The following is a 22,084-nucleotide window of genomic DNA, read 5'->3' as shown; positions in this document are numbered from 1 at the left end:
GGATAGACAAGTGTTGGTTTCTGGAAGAAAAGCTTCCTTAAACAAACTCGTCTATCCGGTTTCTTTTTATAACGTTAACAATAGCTTTACTTACAAAGTATACTTTTGTTAATCCTACAATTGTAATTTTAAAAAAAATAAAATATCATGTCAGTACAAATTTCTGCATCAGATGTAAACAAATTGCGTCAACAAACAGGCGCAGGTATGATGGATTGTAAAAAAGCTCTAGTAGAGGCAAATGGCGATTTCGAAGCTGCTGTTGACTACCTACGCAAAAAAGGAGCTAAAGTAGCTGCTAGCCGTCAGGACCGTGATTCTAACGAAGGTGTTATCATCGCTAAATCTTCAGCGGATGGTAAAACTGGTATCGTGGTAGAAGTTAACTGTGAAACTGACTTCGTAGCTAAAAATGCTGATTTCGTAGCTTTCGCAGATAAAATCGCTGATGTAGCTTTAGCTAATACTCCAGCTTCTTTGGATGCATTAAAAGCTTTAACAGTTGATGGAAAAGTTATTTCAGAAGCGTTAATCGAGCAAACTGGTGTTATCGGAGAGAAAATCGACGTTTCTAAATACGAAATCGTAACAGGTGAAAAAGTAGTAGCTTATATCCACGGTAACTACCGTTTAGGTGTATTAGTAGGTCTTTCTGCTGACGCAGCAGGAGCTGAAGAAGCAGGTAAAGATGTAGCTATGCAAATCGCTGCCATGAACCCAGTTTCTATCGATAAAGATGGCGTTGATTCAAAAACTATCGAGCGCGAATTAGAAATTGCTAAAGAGCAAATCCGTGCAGAAGGTAAACCTGAAGAAATGGTAGAAAAAATCGCTGCTGGTAAATTGAATAAATTCTACAAAGAGAACACTTTATTGAACCAAGAGTTCGTAAAAGATTCTTCTAAAAGTATTGCTCAGTTTTTAGATTCAGTTTCTAAAGGATTGACTGTAACAGCGTTCAAACGCATTCAATTAGGAGAATAATTAGAATATCTACTCAAAATAAAAAACCTGCTTTAAAATTTAAAGCAGGTTTTTTTATAATATTGATATTCATCACTTATTCGGCCGGTGCGATATAAAATGGGATTTCAACTTATCCAATCCAATATCCTCTTCTTCTTTATCCAGTTCATACAGCCACACCTTATCATTCAGCATCTCCACACGCTCCTTGGAATTTATTAAATCTAGGGGTTTCACACGAAACTCTTTACTCAACGGTTGCTGCCGTGGTTGTAATGTTTTACTATGTTGAATTATTTGTATATGAAACGTAGGCCATTTACCTACAGTTGCAAAATTAGCCATATAGAACTGTGCATAATCATGCGTTGGAATCAAGTTCCCAAAAACACCTGTTACTTTGGTTCCAGATAATACAGAAACACTTACCAAGAGCTCAAAAGACGTTTCATTGATAATGTAAAACTTCGCTACACCATTTTTTTGTTCGCCTGCTACGCCTATGAAAATACCCTTATCGACAAACGGCAGGTTCGATGTAGAAGTATTTTCTTCCAGCTCGTCTTCGGGCATCCTCATATTCCCGTGAACAAGTGTAACCTTCGTTTTTAAAACCGGAATCTCAAAACCCGTATCATCTGTAACGCCAATAACATCGTTGGCTTGAATAGAGGTAATATGCCCCTCAATGGGTTCCTCTACAAATCGTACCAAATCACCTATCTTCAAATTCATCTTTTTAACACACTTTGCTTAACACATCGACGACACGGTCAATGTCTTCTTTATTATTATATAAATGAATCCCTATACGGATTCCCTTTCCTCTCGGAAAACACTTAATCCCCTCCTCTTGCAACAATGGATAACAATCCTGCGGTACTTGCAAATTGATGAGCCCAGACCTACAAGATCTGCATTCAACGATTGGAAGAATCCAATTTCGATCGATAAACCGTTCGTAAGCATAAGTCACAACATCATCTAGATGCCGTTTTACGTTCGAGAGGCCTATTTCATTGAAGAAAAGAACAGACTGAAGCAACGTCCCTTGACTAAGTACATCCTGGTGCCCCGGTTCAAAAAAGGTTTCAAGAATTGATTTGTGTTCCCACATCAACTCTTTAGGCCGCTCCCGCTTCTGAGCATCTGCGTATAGCACCTCTTTTAATCTGTCGGACAGCATTACGTAACCATTTCCAAAACCTGCAATCATCCACTTGTAGCCACTACCACATACCGCATCAAAGCCCGATTCCATAAAATCAAATGGTTCGGTCCCTAAATATTGCGTAGCATCACCTATCAGAATAAGATCCGGAAAATCGCGTTTAAGCTCTTTAATAAAATCAAGATCTATCTTAAGCCCACTTATATACTGCACGATACTTAATATAAGTACATCGGTCTTTTCTTGCTTAAGCGCATCGCGAATATTAGCTTCTAATAGACCGTCTCCAATCGCTACAATATCATAACGATAGCCTCGACTAATCACTGGATAGTTTAATGAAGGATAATCATCCTCGACCAATAAAAACGTGGATTCTCTAGGTAAGCCTTCCAGCAATACGTTAAACCCGAACGAAAAGTTCGGAACAGCATACACATTGGTTACAGGGCAATTAAATAAAGTCGATATCTCCGATTTTATTCCCTTTATAAAAGCCACCTGCTGATCTCTTAAGCTACCGTCAGGATCAAAAAATGCCTGCTCCCATTCCCGTCTCCACTTATGATGCTTTATAGGCATTAGCCCATTTCCTGGGGTATTGAGATAAGTCAATCCCTTAGGGATATCGAAATAACTTTTGTAGTCCATTGATTTCAACTTCTTGTTGTTGTAGTTTGCTATAAAAAAAAGATGCATCTACAGTAGTTGCTCCCATTGATGCTAAATGCGAAGAATAAATCTGACAATCGATCAACTCCAGATCAAAGTTTTGACATAGGTAAATCAGGGCTGCCTTTGAGGCATCAGGAACCTTAGAAAACATGCTCTCTCCGCAGAATACTTTACCGATCAGAACACCATATAATCCGCCTACAAGATTCCCACCTTGACGCACTTCAATACTATGTGCATAGCCTTCCTGATGTAATCGGGCATAAGCTCTCAACATATCATCCACAATCCATGTTCCATCCTGGCCTCTACGTGCTACAGTAGAACACTGCTGCATGACATCTTCAAAACAGGTGTTAAAGGATAGCTCAAATATATTCTTGGCAAGCACCTTAGTCATCGACTTGCTCACCTTGACCTGGTGAGGATAGAGAATAAAGCGTTCGTGAGGAGCGTACCACAGGATAGGTGTATCATCACTGTACCAGGGAAATATCCCATTCTTATAGGCTTCGAGTAATCGCTCGGTACGAAGATCGCCACCTACTGCCAGAAGCCCATCTTCCTCCGCCAACTGTACATCGGGGAACAAAATTAAATCTTCATCTAACTGAAATACCATGGGACAATAGACTTAGAGCTACTAATCTGATTGTCTCGGTTCCTTACTGATTTCGTCAAAAAGGCGATCCATATGCTCGACATACTCATTGGTATCGTCAAGAAAAAACTCCAAATCCGGAACAATTCTAGCCTGATTCTTAATCCGTGCACCTAGCTTATACCTGATTTCACTAACTTTAGCTTTAATGCTTGCGATATCATCTTTGGCGGTATTGGTATTCAAAAAACTTAGATATACACGAGCTATCGCAAGATCTGGAGTAACACGAACCTTTGTTACTGTTATAAAAGCTCCCGGAGCCCAATTTTTTCCGTCCCGTAAAAACAGTTCGGCCAAATCCTGTTGGATGACTCCCCCGAATCTTTGTTGTCTCTTACTTTCCGTTCCCATGCTATATGAATATTTAAAATAATAATACAGGTGTCGCCAATGTCAACACCTCACCTCTCACAAAATTAGACAAAATGCTTTGTATTCACGAACACCTGAAATAAAACTTTCATCCCTGCCATTGAATCAATAACAGAGATGAACCGATCCCGATGTTATCGGCGAGCTCTTGAATGCAAATGCAAAAGGAAATCATCATGAAAAAAGTTCTTGATGTCCTTTAAACCGAACGAAGAGAGCTAATTAATACCTTTAATAAAATATCGAATCAACAACATATACATTTTAGGCAAAAAAAAAGACTTGTCGCGGGCAAGTGGACAAGTCTTCATCAAAATTAGTTTATAATTGGATAGAAAAATTTCTTTCAAGTTTTAAGACTTTGTCGTCTATCAATATTCAGTTGTTTACTTTTGTTGGTTACAAATGTGAGTAAAGACTCACAAAGTATTTCTTTTCATCTCCCTTTGTGTTACAAACATAAGCAGATATTTATAATAACCGAAAATATATTTTAAAAAAAAGTAAGTGGTCACTTTTATAGCTATTTACTATTCTTCTTTCTCCTGTGTAAATACATCAATCGATTGCCTTCCAAATTCGTTGCTGTATACCTTAATTAAAACACCCACTGAAGAGAGAATGAGCGGCCCAAAGATAAGCCCCAGCATACCAAACATATTAAGTCCCAATAGTACACCAAACACCGTAATCATTGGCGGCACATTTCCTAAAGTCTTTAATATCGTAAATCGCAATATATTGTCGATCCCCCCCACTAGGAAAAAGCAATAGATCGCCAAACCAATACCACTGGCTGTCTCTCCGGATGCCAGTACCATTATCGTAACCGGAACATAGATGGTCATTGTCCCTAAAACCGGAACAATTGAAGCCACCCCTGTAAGCACGCCCAATAGCACAAAATTCTCTACACCAAAAATCCAGTACCCCAACATAGCCACCAATCCCTGGCAGATACCTAAAATAGGAATACCTAACGCATTTGACCGTACCATCAGATTCACCTCATTCCAAATCTCATTTTTACTACGAACAGAGAAAGGTATCGCTCTTTCTATCGCTTTCTCCATCGCTTTGCCATGCACCTGCATAAAGTAAAGGACAAACAGCGTTACGACCACATTAATGACCACCTCGACAACAGAGTTTACGATATTGGGGATATATCTCGTGAGGCGCTGCACAAAAGCCAATAACGCTTCATCCGACATATCTATATCTTTAAGCAATGGTTTGTCTTTCATATACTCCTTTACCAGATTAAACTGGTCGACCATCCGATCCGTATTCGTCAAGAATGTAGACAGCTGTGGTGCCAAGTAATCGACAATAGCCCATATCGGCAATACGATAAAGACGATCGAAATGAGAATATACATGACGCTGGTCAACGACTTATTCCACTTGCGCCCTTCAGTAAGTGAAAAATAAGAACTTCGGAATAAGATATACAGGGTAATTGCTCCCAAGAAACCTGGCAGATAATACAGCAGATTCTTAAAAATCAAAATGCAGATCAAGAGGATAATCAGAATCAGCATAATCTGATTAATGGGCGTATTATTTATCTGCTTAGCTCTCATATTATTTACATTCTAAATCAATTAATCTCTTTGACCTTTTTAACACTCAGCACCGAGATGAATACCCCTATAAACAAAACGACCCAACCCCATTTCAAGTGCAATGCCTTAGCTAGCATACCATCAACAAATTTCATCCCAAAATAATTATTTATCTTAAAATAAACACCCAAAAAAGCGACTGCACACCAAACCAAGAGCAGGTAAGATGTCCACCGGAACCAACTCACCCTTCTAAGTGTAAAAAAAAGAACCAATAACGATAGTAGTCCAATGGTCCCACCAAACAAGATAAGATCGGTCTGATACAAGTTCCAGTTTCCGGTCAATGGCACCCTAAGAAAAGGACAAAACACCGTGGAAAACGCCGCAATAACTATCCCTAGCAATGCGTATATTTTATTAAGCACATACATAGCGTAAAGGTAGATTTCAATTTTCGAATGTCAAAAAACTTTGGGCGCAATTAGCAACATTTTTTAACCCCTCTATATCACGCACTCTTCTCAAAAAAAGCGCTGAATTAGCATCAAAATCATCAATTACTTCCTTTATCTCCACAGGCACTATAATGCTTCTAATGAGAAATTACGATTAGATTTCACTTTAGTTGTGCAAACCCTATAAACGTCGCAGGAGCTTAGACAAAAAACAAAGAAGATATAACTAGGAAATACCCAAAGAGAACCGCAAACAACAGACTGTAAAAAAGACATTTAACAAAAAATTAACATTATTTATAACCCTTCTAAATTAGCTCGTTTGACAGATTTTTGACATAACACCCGAGGTTTTAGTCTACATTTGCATCAGTATAATAGAGGCTAGATTACCAAGGCGTTGAAGAATTTAAAAGTTATAGCATTTACCCACAAGCATGTTGACCTAAAAGATTTGGGCAATCTGGTGATTTGTAACGAAGAGTTAGATTCCAGATTAATCAATCTAAAAAACAACTTAGACATCCCTGAGATATTCTATATTGCAACATGTAACCGTGTGGAATTTGTTTTCTATGGAGCCCATGAACTGACTGATGATTTTATCGCACACTTCATGGATAAGATGAACTTCTGCGTACCATCAGAAAGGCTTCAATGCTATCTAGGACAAGTAAACCGTTATTCTGGACTAGAGGCATTAAACCACCTTTTCAGAATGTCTTGTTCCTTAGAAAGCTTGGTCGTAGGTGAAAAAGAAATTTTAGCTCAGGTTAGAAGAGCCTACGAAAAGTGCAAAGAGGCAGGATTTACAGGAGACTTTCTTCGCCTCATGATGGATCGCCTTGTAAAAACAGCAAAAGAAGTCTACACCCATACCAATATTTCTCGGAATCCGATTTCTGTCGTATCGCTGGCATACCGCAAGCTGAAAGAAGTAAAACTATTAGGAAACCCTAGAATACTAGTAATTGGGTCGGGAGAGACGAACCAAAATCTAGCGAAATATTTAAAAAAGCATAAACTTTCAAATTTTGTCGTTTTTAATAGAACAATTGAAAACGCAAAATCACTTGCCAAAGAGCTAAACTGTGAAGCTTATCCACTAAGCCAGCTCGCAGGCTACAAAGGAGGTTTTGATATTATGATCACCTGTACCGGTGCATCTGAATCAATCATCGACAACAATCTATATCAAAACTTATTACAGGGAGATACCGATAAAAAGATCGTCGTCGATTTAGCAATACCAAACGACATAAATGCGGAAGTCATCCCCGACAATGCAATTCACTACATCGAAGTAAGCGGTTTACAAGCTATCGCAGAGAAAAACCTCCAAGAACGCTATGGAGAACTGACAGCTGCCGAAAAAATAATCAACGAGAACATCAAAGAATTTCTTCCACTTATTAAACAGCGTCGCGTTGAAGTGGCTATGCGTCAGGTGCCTGATAAAATAAAAGAAATTCGGGAAATTGCGTTGAATGAGATTTTTGCCCAAGATGTTAGTAAACTTGATCCGCAAGCGCGTGAAGTACTAGAAAAGGTCATTAACTACATGGAAAAAAAATACATAAAAGTTCCAATGGTAATGGCAAAAGAGATCTTGGTTAAAAACACCGAATTCGAAAACAATTAATTTACGACAATCTTCCTAAAAGATACTTTATTCTGACATTATATGATCAGATTATTAGGGTATTTGGCTAAATTTGCCGTGGTATTTTTCGTAACATAAACAATCCATGTTGAATAGAAAACTAATTATTGGAACTCGAGGCAGTGAGCTTGCACTGTGGCAGGCTAACTTTGTAAAAGACAGATTAGCGGAAATTGGCATAGAGGCCGAATTGAAAATCATCAAGACTCAAGGCGATATTATCCAACACCTTAGACTTGATAAACTAGAAGGAAAAGGCTTCTTCACCAAAGAACTCGAAGAAGAACTACTTTCTTCTCAGATTGACCTAGCTGTACACTCCCACAAAGACTTGCCTACTGTAAATCCTCCAGGTCTAATCATTGCAGCGGTCTCAGAACGAGAAAACCCCGCCGAAGTAATCATCATCCACAAAGACTGTGTCGATATCACAAAACGTTTATCCATAAAACATGCGGCTACGGTTGGCACATCTTCAAACAGACGCAAAGCTCAATTACTTTCTCTTCGTCCAGACTTAGAATTTGAAGATCTTCGTGGTAATCTTCAAACGCGGATTCAAAAACTGCGCGACGAAAAATACGATGCTATTGTCTTAGCAAAAGCCGGCGTAAACCGTATTAACATGGAGCTTTCGGATTTCCATATGGAAGAGATCGCACCCGTAGAAATAATACCAGCCCCTGCTCAGGGAGTATTGGCTATCCAAATCAGAGAATCTGACCAGGAGCTCTTTAATACACTACAAAAAATCAATGACACCAAAGTCGCACAGACGATCGCTGTAGAACGGAAAGTACTCAACATGTTCGAGGCAGGTTGTCACGCTCCCCTAGGTTGTTACTGCCGCGAACGTGATGGCAAATTTGAATCTTGGACTTCTATTGCAGAAGACAACGAGGATTTCCCAGATCGCCTATACCTACAGGCTGACACCACAGAGGGAATGGCTGAAGCCATATTCAACAAGTACGACAAATCCAGAAAACTTCCTTCCTCACTGTTTATTACAAGAGATCTGGATGAAAACTCCTATTTGGGCCGTTACTTAAAAAAGCATAACATACAGATCGACGCACGCTCGTTGATAAAAATATACCCAACGATCAATGTCCTCGATTCCTTTATATTGAAAAGGGCAGATTGGATCTTTTTCAACAGTAAGAATGCTATCGAGCATTTCTTTGCCCTTGACCCGCTCATTCTGAAAAAGACTAAAATTGCGGTATTAGGAAGAGGATCGGAATCTACCTTACGAAAGTTCGGTCGAGTAGCAGACTTTTCTGGAGACGATCTTGGTATCAGTACAGAAGCTATCGCACAAGCTTTTGCTGAATTGGTTGACGGACAAACCGTTCTCATACCTAGAGCCAAAGACTCATTACAAAGTATACAAAAAGCTTTGACCCCAAATACGCATATTATAGATATGCCTATTTACGAAACGGTACTCGAAGAAGAGGTTGACAAATCCAATGCTGAGGTATTAGTTTTCACTAGCCCAAGCAATGTAGAAGCCTACTTCAAAGAAAACCTTGCAGACCCAGGTCAAAAGATAATATGTATCGGCTATTCCACAGCACAGGCCATAGAAGAAATGGGACTTCCTTATACCCTACCCTTCTCACCGGATGAAATGGGACTAGCCGAAGCCATATTTGGACTGGATATGTAAATCGAACTTTGTACTAAAAGACTAAGAAATGTTAAAACGCCCTAGAAGAAACAGAAAGTCGCCTGTCATTCGTAACATGATACAGGAAACACACGTATCAGCAGCTAATCTAATCTTCCCCCTATTCATTGTCGATGGGGAGAACCAAAAGGTAGAGGTAAAATCCATGCCGGGTATCTATCGCTACTCTATAGACAACTTGCTTAGAGAGGTAGAAAGCTGTCTTAAACTCGGTTTGAACGCATTTGACTTATTCCCTGCTGTAGAAGAAGCACTGAAAGATAAATACGCAACAGAGAGTTATAGAGAAGGCACACTTTATTTGCGCGCTATTGAGGCTGTAAAAAAGAACTTTCCAGAGGCATGCGTTGTGACCGATGTCGCTATGGATCCTTACAGCTCCGATGGTCATGACGGTATTGTAAAAGATGGTGAAATCTTAAACGATGAGACACTGGAGGTTTTAGGTAAAATGGCACTAGCCCATGCTCAATCTGGAGCTGATATTATCGCTCCTTCCGATATGATGGATGGACGAATTGGCTATATCAGAGAAATCCTGGATTCAAACGGGCATACCGATGTATCCCTGATGTCCTATACAGCAAAATATGCTTCGGCATACTATGGTCCATTCCGTGATGCTTTAGGATCGGCACCTAAAAATGGAGATAAAAAAACCTATCAGATGAATCCTGCAAATAGCAGAGAAGCGCTGATCGAAGCACAGCTGGATATGGAAGAAGGGGCAGATTTCCTTATGGTAAAACCAGGTCTTCCTTATTTAGATATCATCAAGCTATTGCATGACAATTTTCACCTGCCGATAGCAGCCTACAATGTATCGGGAGAATATGCAATGCTTAAAGCTGCAATAGCAAATGGGTGGCTTTCAGAAGCGGTGATTATGGAAACACTATTAAGTTTCCGTCGCGCTGGAGCAACCTCTATACTGACCTATCACGCAAAAGAAGTCATAGAAAAGGGCTGGGTAAAATAGATCTGAAAAAAAATAAACTCTTATTAACGTTATGGCGACAAAAGATATATCAAGAGAGAAATCGGCTCAACTTTTTGAGAAGGCTAAAAATTATTTTCCAGGAGGGGTCAACTCTCCTGTACGTGCATTTAAATCTGTATACGGCAGTCCATTATTTATTGAACGTGGAGATGGTTCGCGTCTCTGGGATGCGGACAACAACGAGTTCATCGACTTTTGTTGCTCTTGGGGTCCTTTGATCCTAGGACATAATAATCCAGAAATTCGTGAAGCAGTACAAGCCCAATTGGGTAAGGGATTGAGCTTTGGAGCTCCTACCCGTCTAGAAAATGAACTTGCCGACCTGATATTAACACACAATAAATATATAGAGAAGATACGCTTCGTTAGTTCAGGCACTGAAGCGGTTATGTCTGCAATAAGGCTAGCGCGTGGCTATACCAATAGAAGTAAAATTGTCAAATTCGAAGGCTGTTATCACGGTCACTCCGATTCACTTCTTGTAAAAGCGGGATCAGGCTTGGTCACCTTTGGAGAAACTTCTTCTGCTGGAGTGCCCAAAGCATTTGCCGACGAGACAATCGTAATCGCTCTAAATGATAAAGAAGCATTGGAGAAAGTCTTCTCTGATTTCAAAGACCAAATTGCAACCGTAATAATCGAGGGTATCCCTGCCAACAATGGACTGCTTATCCAGGACAAAGAGTATATCCAATTCTTGCGAAAAATAACAAAAGACAATGGTGCCTTATTAATTTTTGACGAAGTGATAACCGGCTTTCGCTTAGGTTTTGAAGGTGCTGCAAAATATTACGACATACAACCAGACATACTTACTTACGGTAAGATCATCGGTGGTGGTATGCCTGTGGGAGCTTATGGAGCATCCTCCGAAATCATGTCAAACATATCCCCTGATGGGAATGTTTACCAGGCGGGTACACTATCGGGCAATCCTGTGGCTATGGCAGCAGGAATAGCAGCCCTGCGTATATTGTCGCAACCTGGATTCTATGAAAAGTTAGAACAGACAACGCAGGCTTTCGTTAATGAAATTCAATCGTTCATTACCGAAAAGCAACTTGATGTAAAGATATTTACAGTAGGTTCGATTTTTTGGTTTGCCTTTGCAACGTCAGAACGCATACAGCGTGCTGACCAGATCGATCCAAATTCCATGTTGTATTATAAAAAAATGCACCGTGAGTTGCTCAATAGAGGAATATATTTTGGTCCATCGGGCTATGAAGTAGGATTCATATCCGCAGCACATACAGAAGCTGACCTGGCGACGGCTCTCGCTGCAATCAAAGATTCTTTACTGATTGCTTTTGAAGCATAACCAAATTTAAAAAGCATGAAACAGGCTTCCTTTACGCAGGAAGCCTGTTTTTTTATTCCTCAAAAACAAATACGGCAATTCAGCTGTTGTATACCTTACATTAAATTCACACATAAACGTTAATATTATGAAAAATTGGATATGTAGCATTACAGTACTGACATTACTAGCTTCCTTTAGTGCCTGTAATGGACCCACAAAAAACACGGACGGTGAAGTCAAAGATAGTACCTTACTCAAAGATACCGTCGGTGCTATAGCTGTAAATCCTATAGCTCATGCAAAGGATTTTCCGGGAGCGACTTTGAGCATAGCCAGTATAACGGGAGAAAAAGTGGGTAGTGACTCCGCAAAAGTCACTGTAAAATACAACGTACACAACTTTAACCTCACCGAACAGACTGCACACACCCACAATATGGCGAACTCACATGAGGGTCAGCATATACACTTCATTCTGGATAACACTCCCTATGCTGCGTTGTATAAACCAGAGCATAGCGTTACCGTAGCACTCAACTCGGAGCATTACTTAATGTCCTTTCTGTCTAGGTCATTTCATGAATCGATCAAAACAGTTGATGCCTCGAAATTGCTAAAATTCAAAGTAAATGCCAATGCTCAAATAGAAGAATTACCAAAAGTAACAACGCCCTCTCTATTCTATAGCAGACCGAAAGGCGAATACAAAGGAGCAGATACCAAGAACATCCTACTGGATTTCTTTATAGAGAACACAACACTAGCTGCTGACGGAAATAAAGTCAAAGCAGACATCAATGGACAGGAATTCATACTCGACCAATGGGCTCCTTATGAAATACTCAATCTTCCCTTGGGCGAAAATGTTGTAAAACTTACGCTAATTGATAAAGACGGTAATGCATTAACCGGCGATAATGTCTCTGTAGAACGTAAAATAAAGCTTATTGCGGAATAATCAACATACTATATAGGGCACTAGAATGACCTGCTCCTAGGGCAAATCTAGCGCCTTATTCTTTTATGGCAATATTTTTGCTTAGATTAAACGATTAACGACTTGTCGTGTCTTATCTTTATAAATAGAAAAAGAAATCGATTGTTTAACATGGAAACTAATTTGAAAATATGAAACGATTATTACTAGCATTTGCGATAGCAGGGGCATCCCTCGTTACGCTTAATTCTTGTACAAAAGAGTACATTACAAATAATTTCGTCCCTAGCCAGACTATGATATACGAAAGAGTATTTGGTGATTGGAAAAGGGAATCCAGCAATCGTCTATATGTTGAGCTGTCTGTCAAAGAATTGAATGCTTACTATATGGATCAAGGTATTGTAACACTTGCTATGAGTCAAGATGGAGAAAAGAGTTACGACGCTATTCCTGCAACTATCGATGGTATATCCTATTCATTCAACTATAAGCTTGGCATTGTCCGTGTTTATTTAGAAGATCCAATAATGGACAACGGTGTGACAATCAATCCACCTGATAAGGTATTCTTCAAAGTTTCATTAACAGATGCTGATTGGGTAGAATAAGACTTTAAAGAGACTATCATTTTCACTGCCCCCAAAAGGTTATATGCTTTTTGGGGGTATTTTTATGATCAAGCAGAAATACCCACCCAATTCCGGATCCTTTCTAAACGGACATTTTCTTGCTAAAACTTGATAAAACAATAACTAAAAATAAGACACAAAAGGTTTGTTTTTCGGCCAAAATCAAGGGGGTACAAAAAAATATTTTGCCGTTTTCCAAACCTTTCTTACGTCATTTTAGAAGCAAAAAAAAGCTCAAAAACAGCCTTATCGATATCAAAAACAAACTTTTAGAGCGACGGAAAATCACAAAAAACCGATCCCCGCACGCTAGCGTGTGGAGGCTACGCGCTAGCGTACAGAATCCAGACACCAGCTATTCGAATTGACAAGCTATCACCCACAGACCAGACGCTAGCGTATCCGATTGACATCAGGACGCTAGCTCCCAATGGACAAACGCTAGCGTATATTGTCCAGCAGCTAGCCTGTCTATGCTGTACGCTTGCCAACAGCATAGACAGGCTAACGATTTGTATCCGTGCACCAGCCTATCTCCTCTGCTCACTAGCTTACATAGTCTGTGTGTTAGCTTACCATGTCTACGCGCTAACGTCTATCATCCCAACCCAAGCGTACAAAGTAGAATCACTACCGTTCTTCCCACTCAGGATATCGAAAATAAGCAATCTGCCACAGACATTTCGTTCTGCTATGGTAATTACAGGTGAACTTATAACTAAAAAAATAGGGTGAAATTTGTCCTAAGCATCTGCTTAGGACTTTAACAACTCTCTTGCGTGCTGTAATGCAGCCTCCCCAGGGTTGGTTCCGCTCAGCATTTGTGCGATTTCCATAACACGCTCATCCTTATTCAACAATTGTATATTAGATTGGGTCTTATCCCCGCGATCTTCTTTATAAACTTTAAAGTGTGCTTTTCCTTTTGAAGCGATTTGCGGTAAATGCGAGATGGCTAATACCTGCATATGATCTGCCAAGCTATCCATTACCTCTCCTACGCGCAATGCTACCTCACCCGATATACCTGTATCTATCTCGTCAAATATAATCGTCGGTAGAGCGGATGATTTCGCAACCAAAGATTTAATCGCCAACATAACCCGCGACAGCTCTCCTCCGGACGCTACCTTATGAATAGCCTGCATAGCCTGCCCTTTATTTGCGGAGAAAAGGAATTGTATAACATCCAGTCCCTTTACACTCATCCGATCACCATCTAACAATTGTAAATCAATCTTCAATTGCGCATTAGGCATCCCTACCGCACTCAGTGTTTGCTGTACCTCCATCTCCACCCTCGGAATAATAGATTTCCGTTTTTCATGGATATCGTACCCTAACTGTAATACCCTTTGCATTTGCTCTTTCTGCTTATGGGCAAGTTCTTCTACAAGCTGATCTTGGTTTAAAACCATCTGAAGCTTAGTCTCTAATTGTTGGCGGATCTGCACCAGTTCATTCTCCGAATCTACACGGTGCTTTTTCTGTAGAACATAAATCTCGCTTAAGCGATTATTCACTTCATCAAGACGTTGTTCATCCAAATTAACCGCATTCTCCTGTGTCACCAACTCCTCGGCAATATCCTTGAGTTCAATCAAAGCACTCTGCATTCGCTCTGTCAGCCCCTCAACACCACTAAGGTAGCGAGTCACATGTTGCACCTGCCCTACACTTTCCTTCAAAAGTGAAATCACATTAGCCTCCCCCTCTGACAAAGAATAGCTTGCGGCATTTAGCCCCCGTTTTATTTCTTCAGCATGTTCCAACTGCTGCTGCTCATCTTCCAATCCCTTGACCTCATCAAGCTGTACATTCACACGCTCCAATTCGTCAAATAAAAACTGATTATAATCGGCCTCCGCATTCGCACTGTCCAGCTCTTCCCGTACCGTCTTGAGCTGTTTGTCCAAATTCCGTAACTCCTTCAACTCTTCTCTAAACGAAACCAACCGTTCTTCATTTTCAGCCAGGCTATCCAGAACAAATAATTGAAAATCTTCCGTATTGATCTGCAAAGTGGCATGCTGAGAGTGGATATCAATCAATTTCTCCCCTAGTCCCTTCAATGTAGCCAGTGTTACGGGCGAATCATTAACAAATGCGCGTGACTTGCCATCTAATAGGATTTCCCTGCGAATAATGGTTTCCGCTTCGTAGTCTAAGTCTTCTTCTTCAAAGAAGGGTTCTAAGCCATAGGCGGAAATATTAAAATATCCTTCTATAACACATTTCCGCTCTTCACTAAAAAAAGGACGCCCTTCTACTCTACTCCCTAAAATCAACCCCAAGGCCCCCATCAATATAGATTTACCAGCTCCTGTCTCCCCTGTTATGATATTCAGTCCTTTGTCGAAAGAAATATCTAAACTATCGATCAGTGCATAGTTTTTTATCAGTAATCGTACTAGCATAAAATTCAATCAGATTTTAGTTCTTCAACTTTTCATATTTTGACACATTGGTCGGGTCCAGGTCGGCCAATAGATTGAAGACCTTAACACTTTCATTGCCTGGCATCTTCGAAAACAAACCGACAAACTCATTCGACTTTGCTGTAAACAATGCATTAGTCAGCACATTGCCCGTATTAGAACGATCTACATCCTTCAATTTCACAAGAAGTTCAGCCATCTTCTTTTTCGCTTCTATCTCCTTTTCTGCCATCAGATCCAACCCTTCTCTATGATAGGTGTAAGAAAACTCTCGATAAGGAAAATACTTCCTGTCCAATAAATTATTCACCAGCCAGTATCTATTATCTGTCGCATCCATAGCCCGCCACCCTTCGCTCTGCGTAGACTGCGAATAGTTCACAATATTCCGAGCCCGCCCAAATACACTAGTTCCTCCCATACTTTTGAAGGTATCCATATCCATTCCGATAATAATCTGCGCATAAAACGCCAATAAAGAAGATAACGTCCCCATATCTTGGTTTTCGTTAAACTCCAGTTGCTCCCCCTCAGTATAGGTGAAATTAAAATATTTGTCTTTAAAACTCAGAACAGGAGAATTGTAATTCGTCCCGTAGACAGGCCGTGCTGAATTGACTTGCACAGTAGCTTTATACTGACTAACTCCATCAAAGGAAGAAATCACAATGTTGAAACTGCAATCTATACGTTCTTCCGGTTTGACTTTATGATCCGTCCAGGATCGATTGTTTAAATAATCAGAAACGACCTTTTTCAAAAAATCTATAGTGCGTGAGTTTGCATTTTGAACCTGGGGAGCCGAGATTTCAACTCGCGCTAGTAACTCCTGTCCCCACGATAAGCAATAAAAATGAACAAAAAATAAGGTGAAAAGAATCCGAACCATATGTATTTAAATATCTAAATCAAACTTAGATAAAATGCTTTATATTCACGAATTTGAAATTGAAATAATCTGAATCTGAAAAGAAAACAATATGTTTGCAATCATGTCAGACTTTAGCAAACAACTGAGTAAATATATGCCTGAGGCTGCTGCTCCCATTATCTCCCAATGGATCAATGATACTTCATGCCGCTTTAAAGTAACCCGAAGCCGCAAGACTAAATTAGGAGATTATAGAGCTCCTTTTAGAGGTAGCCCTCATCAGATTACGGTAAACCATGACCTCAACCCATACTCTTTTTTAATCACGAGTATCCATGAATTTGCTCACCTAAAGACTTATCAGGATTATAAAAGCACGGTCAAACCACATGGTAAAGAGTGGAAACAGAACTTTGCTACGCTCATACAGCCTTTTATTAAACTGTCTATATTCCCCACAGATCTACTCATCGCGATTTCGTCTTATATGAGCAACCCATCGGCGTCATCATGTACAGATCTAAATCTATACCGTGCGTTAAAAAAACATGACACTCAAAACACCAACGGCGCGACGGTGGTGGAAGAACTTCCTCTCCATGCGATTTTCACCTTAAAAAATGGGCGGAAATTCAAAAAAATGGAAAAGGTCCGAAAGCGTTACAAATGCATTGAAATAGATACCGATAAAATATACCTGTTTCATCCTATTGCCGAAGTCTTCCTCTCTGAAGATTAAGTTCCTATTGTAAGAGCCTCTTATCAATAGCTCAAATTATGGGAAAAATATTGTAATTTTAGAGTTTGCAATCCACAATACTATACTTTAAACAGCGTATTCACATATGAACAAACAGCTATTCATCACCTTAACTACATTCTTTATATGCATTGGATGTACGCAAACCAACAGCACTTCATACGATGCATCGGGCATTGATAGCACTGCTATTGCGGCTATCGACATGGACAGTTATGCTAATAATGTAGCTAACCTAGCCTCTGATAAATTTGAAGGAAGAATGCCATTTACCAAAGGAGACAGTCTTACGGTCGATTACATCAAAAATCAATTTATTGCGCTAGGATTACAGCCCGGAAATGGCGACTCTTTTTTCCAAGAGGTACCTATGGTCGAGATATCGTCCAAACCTGTAACTTCAACACTTACATTTAAAGGCAAAAACGGCTCTCTATCCGCTCAATATCTAGATGATTATGTCATCGGTACGAGGCGATTGGAAGAGCATATCGATATCGCATCGACGGATTTGGTATTTGCAGGTTTTGGAATTGTAGCACCTGAATACAATTGGAATGACTACGCCGACCTTGATGTAAAAGGAAAAACGGTCGTTGTCTTAGCTTCCGATCCCGGACACTATGACAAACAGTTATTCAAAGCAGATACGATGACCTATTATGGACGATGGACCTATAAATTTGAAGAAGCTGGTCGACAAGGTGCCACAGGTGTACTAATCATCCACGATACCAAAGCTGCGAGTTACGGTTGGGATGTGGTCCGCTCGGGATGGAGTGGCCCTCAAATGGACCTCGATGACAAAAATACAGCAGATCCAAAACCACAATACGAAGGATGGATATCGGCAAAAACTGCACAGCAGTTATTTAAACTCTCCGGAATAAGCACCGATGCAATCGAATCTGCTAAAAAACCGGGATTTAAAGCAATCCCTCTAGCTATTTCAACGTCAGTACAGTTAAAGAATACGTTAAAATATGCCAAATCTAACAACGTCATTGCAAAAATAGAGGGGACCAAAAGAGCTGACGAAACCATTATCTATACGGCCCACTGGGATCACCTAGGAATAGGGGAAGCGGTAAACGGCGATTCTATTTATAATGGAGCAATAGACAATGCTGCAGGAGTCTCTGCATTATTTGAGATAGCGAGAGCTTTTCAAGCTGCTAAGGTAAAACCGGAGCGAACTATTATCTTTATGGCTGTGACTGCCGAAGAGCAAGGTTTATTGGGATCGGCACATTATAGCAACAATCCAATCTATCCCATCAACAAAACTGTCGCTAACCTAAATATGGACGCTTTCAGTCCCTTAGGAGAAACAAAAGATGTCTCTATTGTCGGATTTGGACAAACGGAAATCGACGACTATGTCATACAATCCGCTAATAAGTTCGGGCGGACAGTACACGGTGAGAAAAATCCAACATCAGGTGGCTTCTATAGATCAGACCATTTCAATTTTGTAAAAAAAGGTATCCCTGGTCTCTTTATGGGAAGCGGTACTGAATTGGTATCTACCGATACGGTACAAATCAATAAACGAAGAGCAGCGCTATCGGACCGCTACCATGCACCATCTGATGAACTGGATGATAATTGGGATTTTGATGGAATACGAGCAGACATTAAGTTGTTTTTTGATATTGGGTACACCTTAAGTATGGAAAAAACGTTCCCACAGTTCAAAATCATGTCAGAATTTCGTGAATTAGGAGAGAAACGATTAACAAAGTAGTACTTTTGACGGAATCATTATTAAAGAAGAGAAAAACAAAAGAGAGAACTTAAACTATAAATCATGTTAACAGGAATGAAACACCTACACTCCACCCTAGCAATCATCTTATTGGCGGCTTTGGTTATTTCAATTATCATTACAGCTGTCAATTATTTTAAAGCTAAACCTTACAACCGTAAAGTAGCATTAATCGGCTTTATCAGTGCACACCTTCAGTTATTGATCGGTCTAATTTACTTTTTCACTCTTAAATACTACACCATGTTTTCAGCAGGTACTATGAAAAGTTCTGAGTTACGGTTTAAAGTAATCGAACACCCGTTGACCATGATTATTGCGATCGTTTTAATTACCATAGGTTACTCCAAGGCTAAAAAAGCGAAAGAAGATTACGCTGCCAACCAAAAAGTATTCATTATGTACACCATCGGATTAATACTTATACTCAGTAGAATACCTTGGTCAACATGGTCTATATTAAACTAATAAAAAGGCAGCGAGTAATTTCGCTGCCTTTTTTGCTTTTAAAACACTTAATTAAAAGCTAACGACTTGTCCTTAGGAGACTTTACCATATAGCTTATTCTATAAGTTTGTGTTTCATTAGGCTTCAATCGAACTGTCCAGGTCGCAATTCCCGTTTCCGCATTAACCTGTGCAGATTTTGCTTCCAACAATTCTACCTCGATTGACTTATCCGTAGAGATAGGGTACTGATCTTTCAACAGGATGTCTACTTCGCTGGATTTATTGTTTCGGACTTTAATCTCATAGGTAAATATTTGCCTTTTCCAACTACCAGAGATTTGCGTACTTTTTTGATCCATTATACGCTCCCTTTTTATAGATATTCCGTGATCTCTACCAAGGCTTAAATTCAATGTATCCGTAGTTATATTGGGGTTGATATACGACTTGCCTACAAACATATTTTCAAAGGATATATTTGCTTCACCAGGGATTAAGTTCAATTTTTGGAAGTCTGTGATTTCTGCCATCAAGAAAGCATCTTTATCTAACTTCGGAACAGCATAGTATTTATAGATTGCAGGTTGAGAGAATTCCTTCAACGTTACACTGTGCGGCTGACCGTTTGAAAGGATAGTATAAGGCACCTCTATATCAAATGTAGTACTCAACTGATTTTCAACCATGGATGTAGTCGCAATAGCTACTTCTTCTAGGGCTTTTGAATCCATGCTTACCTCCGCTCGAATGGATTTCGCACTCAATGACTGTATCTTATTCTGAGCTCTATTTTGTACCGATAAGTTTGAAAAGAGCTCTTCATCAAGATTCCGGATCACGGCATACGAAGTTGAAAGAACAGGAGCTGTTCCACCCATTGTAGGATTGCCTGTGGACAATATCAACTTGGCATTCTGCCAGTTTACTCCCGTATTTTGCGATACACTTGCCTTGTAGAGCATCTTCAACGGAGCTGAGACAGAAACTGCCTTTAAATCATAATATGCTTGCCAGCTTGCAGCATATGTCATATACCGGATGTCCAACGTAACATTACCTCCGCGATTTGAGACCAGCTGTAGTTTCAGTTGTCCTCCATTGCCAATATACGTACGTAAGTCCATCTGCATTTGAGCAATCTTTTTGTCAAGTACCCCCATCTCTTTGTTAAGACTAGAAATATCTCTATTGAGATTTACTGACTTCATTTGGTAGTAATCAACCAATTTGGATAAGTCCGCCACATCAATTTTTCCATTACCGCCCCCCAAGAGATTATCATTTTTCAAGATCTGCAATGCACCTTTTGCAGCATCTAATTTATTCCCGACCACCTCTCTATCAGCGATCAATAAATCTAAAGAATCTTTTAACCGTTGATACTTCACATTAGAAATAGGCACATCTTCAGCACGTGTTTTTGCTATCGATAAAACGGACACTTGATCAGGTCCACTAATCTGGACATTGCCTTCATCCAGATCACTGGCCACATTATTTATAATCAGATCACTGCTACCGGCAGGCAGATTGACAAGAACCCGATTCTGCACCTGAGCACCATTTGCATAAACAGTGACTTCCTTCACTTCGGCAATGGCACTTAACTTTTGTTGTGCTTTACTTGGCAATATTAAACCCAACAACGAAATACAAAAAATTAATTTTCTCATTATAATAATCTCTTTAAATAACTATTTCAAATCTATGATTTGCTTAGGGATGCACAATCCATACCAATTCCATAATCGACAACAATTAAAAATGCAAATAATAGCCCTAAATATTCAAAATTCACTACCTTTACGAATAAACATTATGAAATTCAATTAAAGATGAGTGTAGATATTAACAATCTCGAGCAAATCGCTTCTCAGGTAAGGCGTGATATCGTACGTATGGTACATGCCTGTCAATCTGGTCACCCAGGAGGGTCTTTAGGATGTGCAGACTATTTTGTAGCGCTGTATTTTCACGCTATGAAACATGACATTTCTTTTCAAATGGACGGAAAAGATGAAGACTTATTTTTCTTGTCAAACGGACATATATCTCCTGTGTTTTATAGCACCCTAGCTAGAGCTGGTTATTTTCCGGTAAGTGAATTAGCGACTTTCCGAAAACTCAACACTCGTCTACAGGGGCATCCTACAACACATGAACATCTACCTGGAATACGAGTTGCCTCGGGATCTCTAGGACAGGGACTTTCGGTAGCTGTTGGAGCTGCACAGGCTAAAAAACTGAACAAAGACAATCATTTAGTCTATGTATTAATGGGTGACGGAGAGCTACAAGAAGGGCAAGTATGGGAAGCCGCAATGTATGCACCTCACAACAAGGTAGATAATATTATAGCTGCTGTGGATTACAATGGAGCACAAATAGATGGCCCTACCAATCAGGTCTTGTCATTAGGTAATTTAAAAGCTAAATGGGAAGCATTTGGATGGGACGTTCTAGAGGTAAACAAGGGCAATGATATGACTGAAGTAATCGCTGGTCTAGACGAAGCTAAATCCCGCACTGGAAAAGGAAAACCCGTGGTCATATTATTACACACCGAGATGGGATTTGGTGTAGACTATATGATGGGTACTCACAAATGGCATGGTGCTGCTCCCAATGATGAGCAATTAGAATCAGCTCTTAATCAAATCCCTAGAACTTTGGGGGACTACTAAATTTAAAA

20 protein-coding genes are annotated in these 22,084 nt (G+C 39.8%); 11 read left to right on the top strand and 9 right to left on the bottom strand.

Annotated features, from left to right (window positions below; all coding sequences use genetic code 11):
* Positions 1-147 precede the first annotated feature (147 nt).
* Positions 148-984: a translation elongation factor Ts gene (gene tsf, locus M472_RS26770; protein WP_021068907.1), complete on the top strand. Its 837-nt coding sequence runs from the start codon at positions 148-150 to the stop codon at positions 982-984.
* 72 nt (positions 985-1,056) lie between these two features.
* Here the strand turns inward: tsf and M472_RS26765 are convergent, their stop codons facing one another.
* From M472_RS26765 to M472_RS26740, 6 genes are all read right to left on the bottom strand, one after another.
* Entirely contained in the window at positions 1,057-1,701 is a 645-nt protein-coding gene (locus tag M472_RS26765) for a hypothetical protein (protein WP_021068906.1), read from the bottom strand.
* Between the two features lie 4 nt (positions 1,702-1,705).
* Positions 1,706-2,788, bottom strand: a complete 1,083-nt coding sequence (locus M472_RS26760; protein ID WP_021068905.1) for an aminotransferase class V-fold PLP-dependent enzyme — start codon at positions 2,786-2,788, stop codon at positions 1,706-1,708.
* Positions 2,757-3,434 carry a leucyl/phenylalanyl-tRNA--protein transferase gene (gene aat, locus M472_RS26755; protein ID WP_021068904.1) on the bottom strand — a complete coding sequence of 226 codons (678 nt, stop codon included), beginning with the start codon at positions 3,432-3,434 and terminating at the stop codon, positions 2,757-2,759. The genes M472_RS26760 and aat overlap by 32 nt, the downstream gene beginning before the upstream one ends.
* A gap of 21 nt (positions 3,435-3,455) precedes the next feature.
* Positions 3,456-3,827, bottom strand: a complete 372-nt coding sequence (gene rbfA / locus M472_RS26750) for a 30S ribosome-binding factor RbfA (protein WP_021068903.1) — start codon at positions 3,825-3,827, stop codon at positions 3,456-3,458.
* Between the two features lie 551 nt (positions 3,828-4,378).
* Positions 4,379-5,434, bottom strand: a complete 1,056-nt coding sequence (locus tag M472_RS26745) for an AI-2E family transporter (RefSeq protein WP_021068902.1) — start codon at positions 5,432-5,434, stop codon at positions 4,379-4,381.
* A gap of 17 nt (positions 5,435-5,451) precedes the next feature.
* The gene (locus M472_RS26740; RefSeq protein WP_021068901.1) at positions 5,452-5,850 is read right to left on the bottom strand and encodes a hypothetical protein; all 399 of its coding nucleotides are present in this window, start codon (positions 5,848-5,850) and stop codon (positions 5,452-5,454) included.
* A 424-nt stretch (positions 5,851-6,274) separates the two neighbouring features.
* Here M472_RS26740 and hemA point away from each other — a divergent pair, with 424 nt between their 5' ends.
* The 6 genes from hemA to M472_RS26710 all read left to right on the top strand — a co-directional run bounded on the left by hemA (position 6,275) and on the right by M472_RS26710 (position 13,084).
* Positions 6,275-7,516 (top strand): glutamyl-tRNA reductase, encoded by a 1,242-nt coding sequence (gene hemA / locus M472_RS26735; protein WP_021068900.1) that lies wholly within the window; start codon positions 6,275-6,277, stop codon positions 7,514-7,516.
* Positions 7,517-7,622: 106 nt separating this feature from the next.
* Positions 7,623-9,212 carry a hydroxymethylbilane synthase gene (hemC, locus tag M472_RS26730; protein WP_021068899.1) on the top strand — a complete coding sequence of 530 codons (1,590 nt, stop codon included), beginning with the start codon at positions 7,623-7,625 and terminating at the stop codon, positions 9,210-9,212.
* Between the two features lie 28 nt (positions 9,213-9,240).
* A complete protein-coding gene (gene hemB / locus M472_RS26725; protein ID WP_021068898.1) occupies positions 9,241-10,212 on the top strand; it encodes a porphobilinogen synthase in 972 nt (323 codons plus the stop codon).
* 31 nt (positions 10,213-10,243) lie between these two features.
* Entirely contained in the window at positions 10,244-11,554 is a 1,311-nt protein-coding gene (gene hemL / locus M472_RS26720; protein WP_021068897.1) for a glutamate-1-semialdehyde 2,1-aminomutase, read from the top strand.
* Positions 11,555-11,681: 127 nt separating this feature from the next.
* Positions 11,682-12,494: a hypothetical protein gene (locus tag M472_RS26715; protein WP_021068896.1), complete on the top strand. Its 813-nt coding sequence runs from the start codon at positions 11,682-11,684 to the stop codon at positions 12,492-12,494.
* 170 nt (positions 12,495-12,664) lie between these two features.
* A complete protein-coding gene (locus tag M472_RS26710; RefSeq protein ID WP_021068895.1) occupies positions 12,665-13,084 on the top strand; it encodes a hypothetical protein in 420 nt (139 codons plus the stop codon).
* 776 nt (positions 13,085-13,860) lie between these two features.
* Here M472_RS26710 and recN read toward each other — a convergent pair.
* Both recN and porD read right to left on the bottom strand, forming a co-directional pair.
* Positions 13,861-15,522 carry a DNA repair protein RecN gene (gene recN / locus M472_RS26705; protein ID WP_021068894.1) on the bottom strand — a complete coding sequence of 554 codons (1,662 nt, stop codon included), beginning with the start codon at positions 15,520-15,522 and terminating at the stop codon, positions 13,861-13,863.
* A gap of 16 nt (positions 15,523-15,538) precedes the next feature.
* Positions 15,539-16,432, bottom strand: coding sequence for a type IX secretion system protein PorD (porD, locus tag M472_RS26700; protein WP_021068893.1), 894 nt, complete (start codon positions 16,430-16,432; stop codon positions 15,539-15,541).
* A 91-nt stretch (positions 16,433-16,523) separates the two neighbouring features.
* Here porD and M472_RS26695 point away from each other — a divergent pair, with 91 nt between their 5' ends.
* From M472_RS26695 to M472_RS26685, 3 genes are all read left to right on the top strand, one after another.
* Positions 16,524-17,153, top strand: a complete 630-nt coding sequence (locus M472_RS26695; protein ID WP_021068892.1) for a SprT family zinc-dependent metalloprotease — start codon at positions 16,524-16,526, stop codon at positions 17,151-17,153.
* 106 nt (positions 17,154-17,259) lie between these two features.
* Positions 17,260-18,921 (top strand): M28 family metallopeptidase, encoded by a 1,662-nt coding sequence (locus tag M472_RS26690; protein ID WP_021068891.1) that lies wholly within the window; start codon positions 17,260-17,262, stop codon positions 18,919-18,921.
* Between the two features lie 75 nt (positions 18,922-18,996).
* Positions 18,997-19,410, top strand: coding sequence for a hypothetical protein (locus tag M472_RS26685; protein ID WP_022829258.1), 414 nt, complete (start codon positions 18,997-18,999; stop codon positions 19,408-19,410).
* A gap of 47 nt (positions 19,411-19,457) precedes the next feature.
* Here the strand turns inward: M472_RS26685 and M472_RS26680 are convergent, their stop codons facing one another.
* A complete protein-coding gene (locus M472_RS26680) occupies positions 19,458-21,065 on the bottom strand; it encodes a mucoidy inhibitor MuiA family protein (RefSeq protein WP_021068889.1) in 1,608 nt (535 codons plus the stop codon).
* Between the two features lie 162 nt (positions 21,066-21,227).
* On the opposite strand from M472_RS26680, the gene M472_RS26675 reads away from it, so the two are divergent.
* Entirely contained in the window at positions 21,228-22,076 is an 849-nt protein-coding gene (locus M472_RS26675; RefSeq protein WP_021068888.1) for a transketolase, read from the top strand.
* The last annotated feature ends 8 nt before the right edge of the window (positions 22,077-22,084 follow it).

The organism is Sphingobacterium paucimobilis HER1398, assembly GCF_000416985.1.
Lineage (GTDB): Bacteria > Bacteroidota > Bacteroidia > Sphingobacteriales > Sphingobacteriaceae > Sphingobacterium > Sphingobacterium paucimobilis.
The sequence above is the reverse complement of the archived record's forward strand: the minus strand, read 5'-3'. Positions and strand labels throughout refer to the sequence as shown.

Coding starts and splice junctions, on each gene's coding strand:
- tsf (WP_021068907.1), top strand. CDS start 148: ATGTCAGTACAAATTTCTGCATCAGATGTAAACAAATTGCGTCAACAA.
- M472_RS26765 (WP_021068906.1), bottom strand. CDS start 1,701: ATGAATTTGAAGATAGGTGATTTGGTACGATTTGTAGAGGAACCCATT.
- M472_RS26760 (WP_021068905.1), bottom strand. CDS start 2,788: ATGGACTACAAAAGTTATTTCGATATCCCTAAGGGATTGACTTATCTC.
- aat (WP_021068904.1), bottom strand. CDS start 3,434: ATGGTATTTCAGTTAGATGAAGATTTAATTTTGTTCCCCGATGTACAG.
- rbfA (WP_021068903.1), bottom strand. CDS start 3,827: ATGGGAACGGAAAGTAAGAGACAACAAAGATTCGGGGGAGTCATCCAA.
- M472_RS26745 (WP_021068902.1), bottom strand. CDS start 5,434: ATGAGAGCTAAGCAGATAAATAATACGCCCATTAATCAGATTATGCTG.
- M472_RS26740 (WP_021068901.1), bottom strand. CDS start 5,850: ATGTATGTGCTTAATAAAATATACGCATTGCTAGGGATAGTTATTGCG.
- hemC (WP_021068899.1), top strand. CDS start 7,623: ATGTTGAATAGAAAACTAATTATTGGAACTCGAGGCAGTGAGCTTGCA.
- hemB (WP_021068898.1), top strand. CDS start 9,241: ATGTTAAAACGCCCTAGAAGAAACAGAAAGTCGCCTGTCATTCGTAAC.
- hemL (WP_021068897.1), top strand. CDS start 10,244: ATGGCGACAAAAGATATATCAAGAGAGAAATCGGCTCAACTTTTTGAG.
- M472_RS26715 (WP_021068896.1), top strand. CDS start 11,682: ATGAAAAATTGGATATGTAGCATTACAGTACTGACATTACTAGCTTCC.
- M472_RS26710 (WP_021068895.1), top strand. CDS start 12,665: ATGAAACGATTATTACTAGCATTTGCGATAGCAGGGGCATCCCTCGTT.
- recN (WP_021068894.1), bottom strand. CDS start 15,522: ATGCTAGTACGATTACTGATAAAAAACTATGCACTGATCGATAGTTTA.
- porD (WP_021068893.1), bottom strand. CDS start 16,432: ATGGTTCGGATTCTTTTCACCTTATTTTTTGTTCATTTTTATTGCTTA.
- M472_RS26695 (WP_021068892.1), top strand. CDS start 16,524: ATGTTTGCAATCATGTCAGACTTTAGCAAACAACTGAGTAAATATATG.
- M472_RS26690 (WP_021068891.1), top strand. CDS start 17,260: ATGAACAAACAGCTATTCATCACCTTAACTACATTCTTTATATGCATT.
- M472_RS26685 (WP_022829258.1), top strand. CDS start 18,997: ATGAAACACCTACACTCCACCCTAGCAATCATCTTATTGGCGGCTTTG.
- M472_RS26680 (WP_021068889.1), bottom strand. CDS start 21,065: ATGAGAAAATTAATTTTTTGTATTTCGTTGTTGGGTTTAATATTGCCA.
- M472_RS26675 (WP_021068888.1), top strand. CDS start 21,228: ATGAGTGTAGATATTAACAATCTCGAGCAAATCGCTTCTCAGGTAAGG.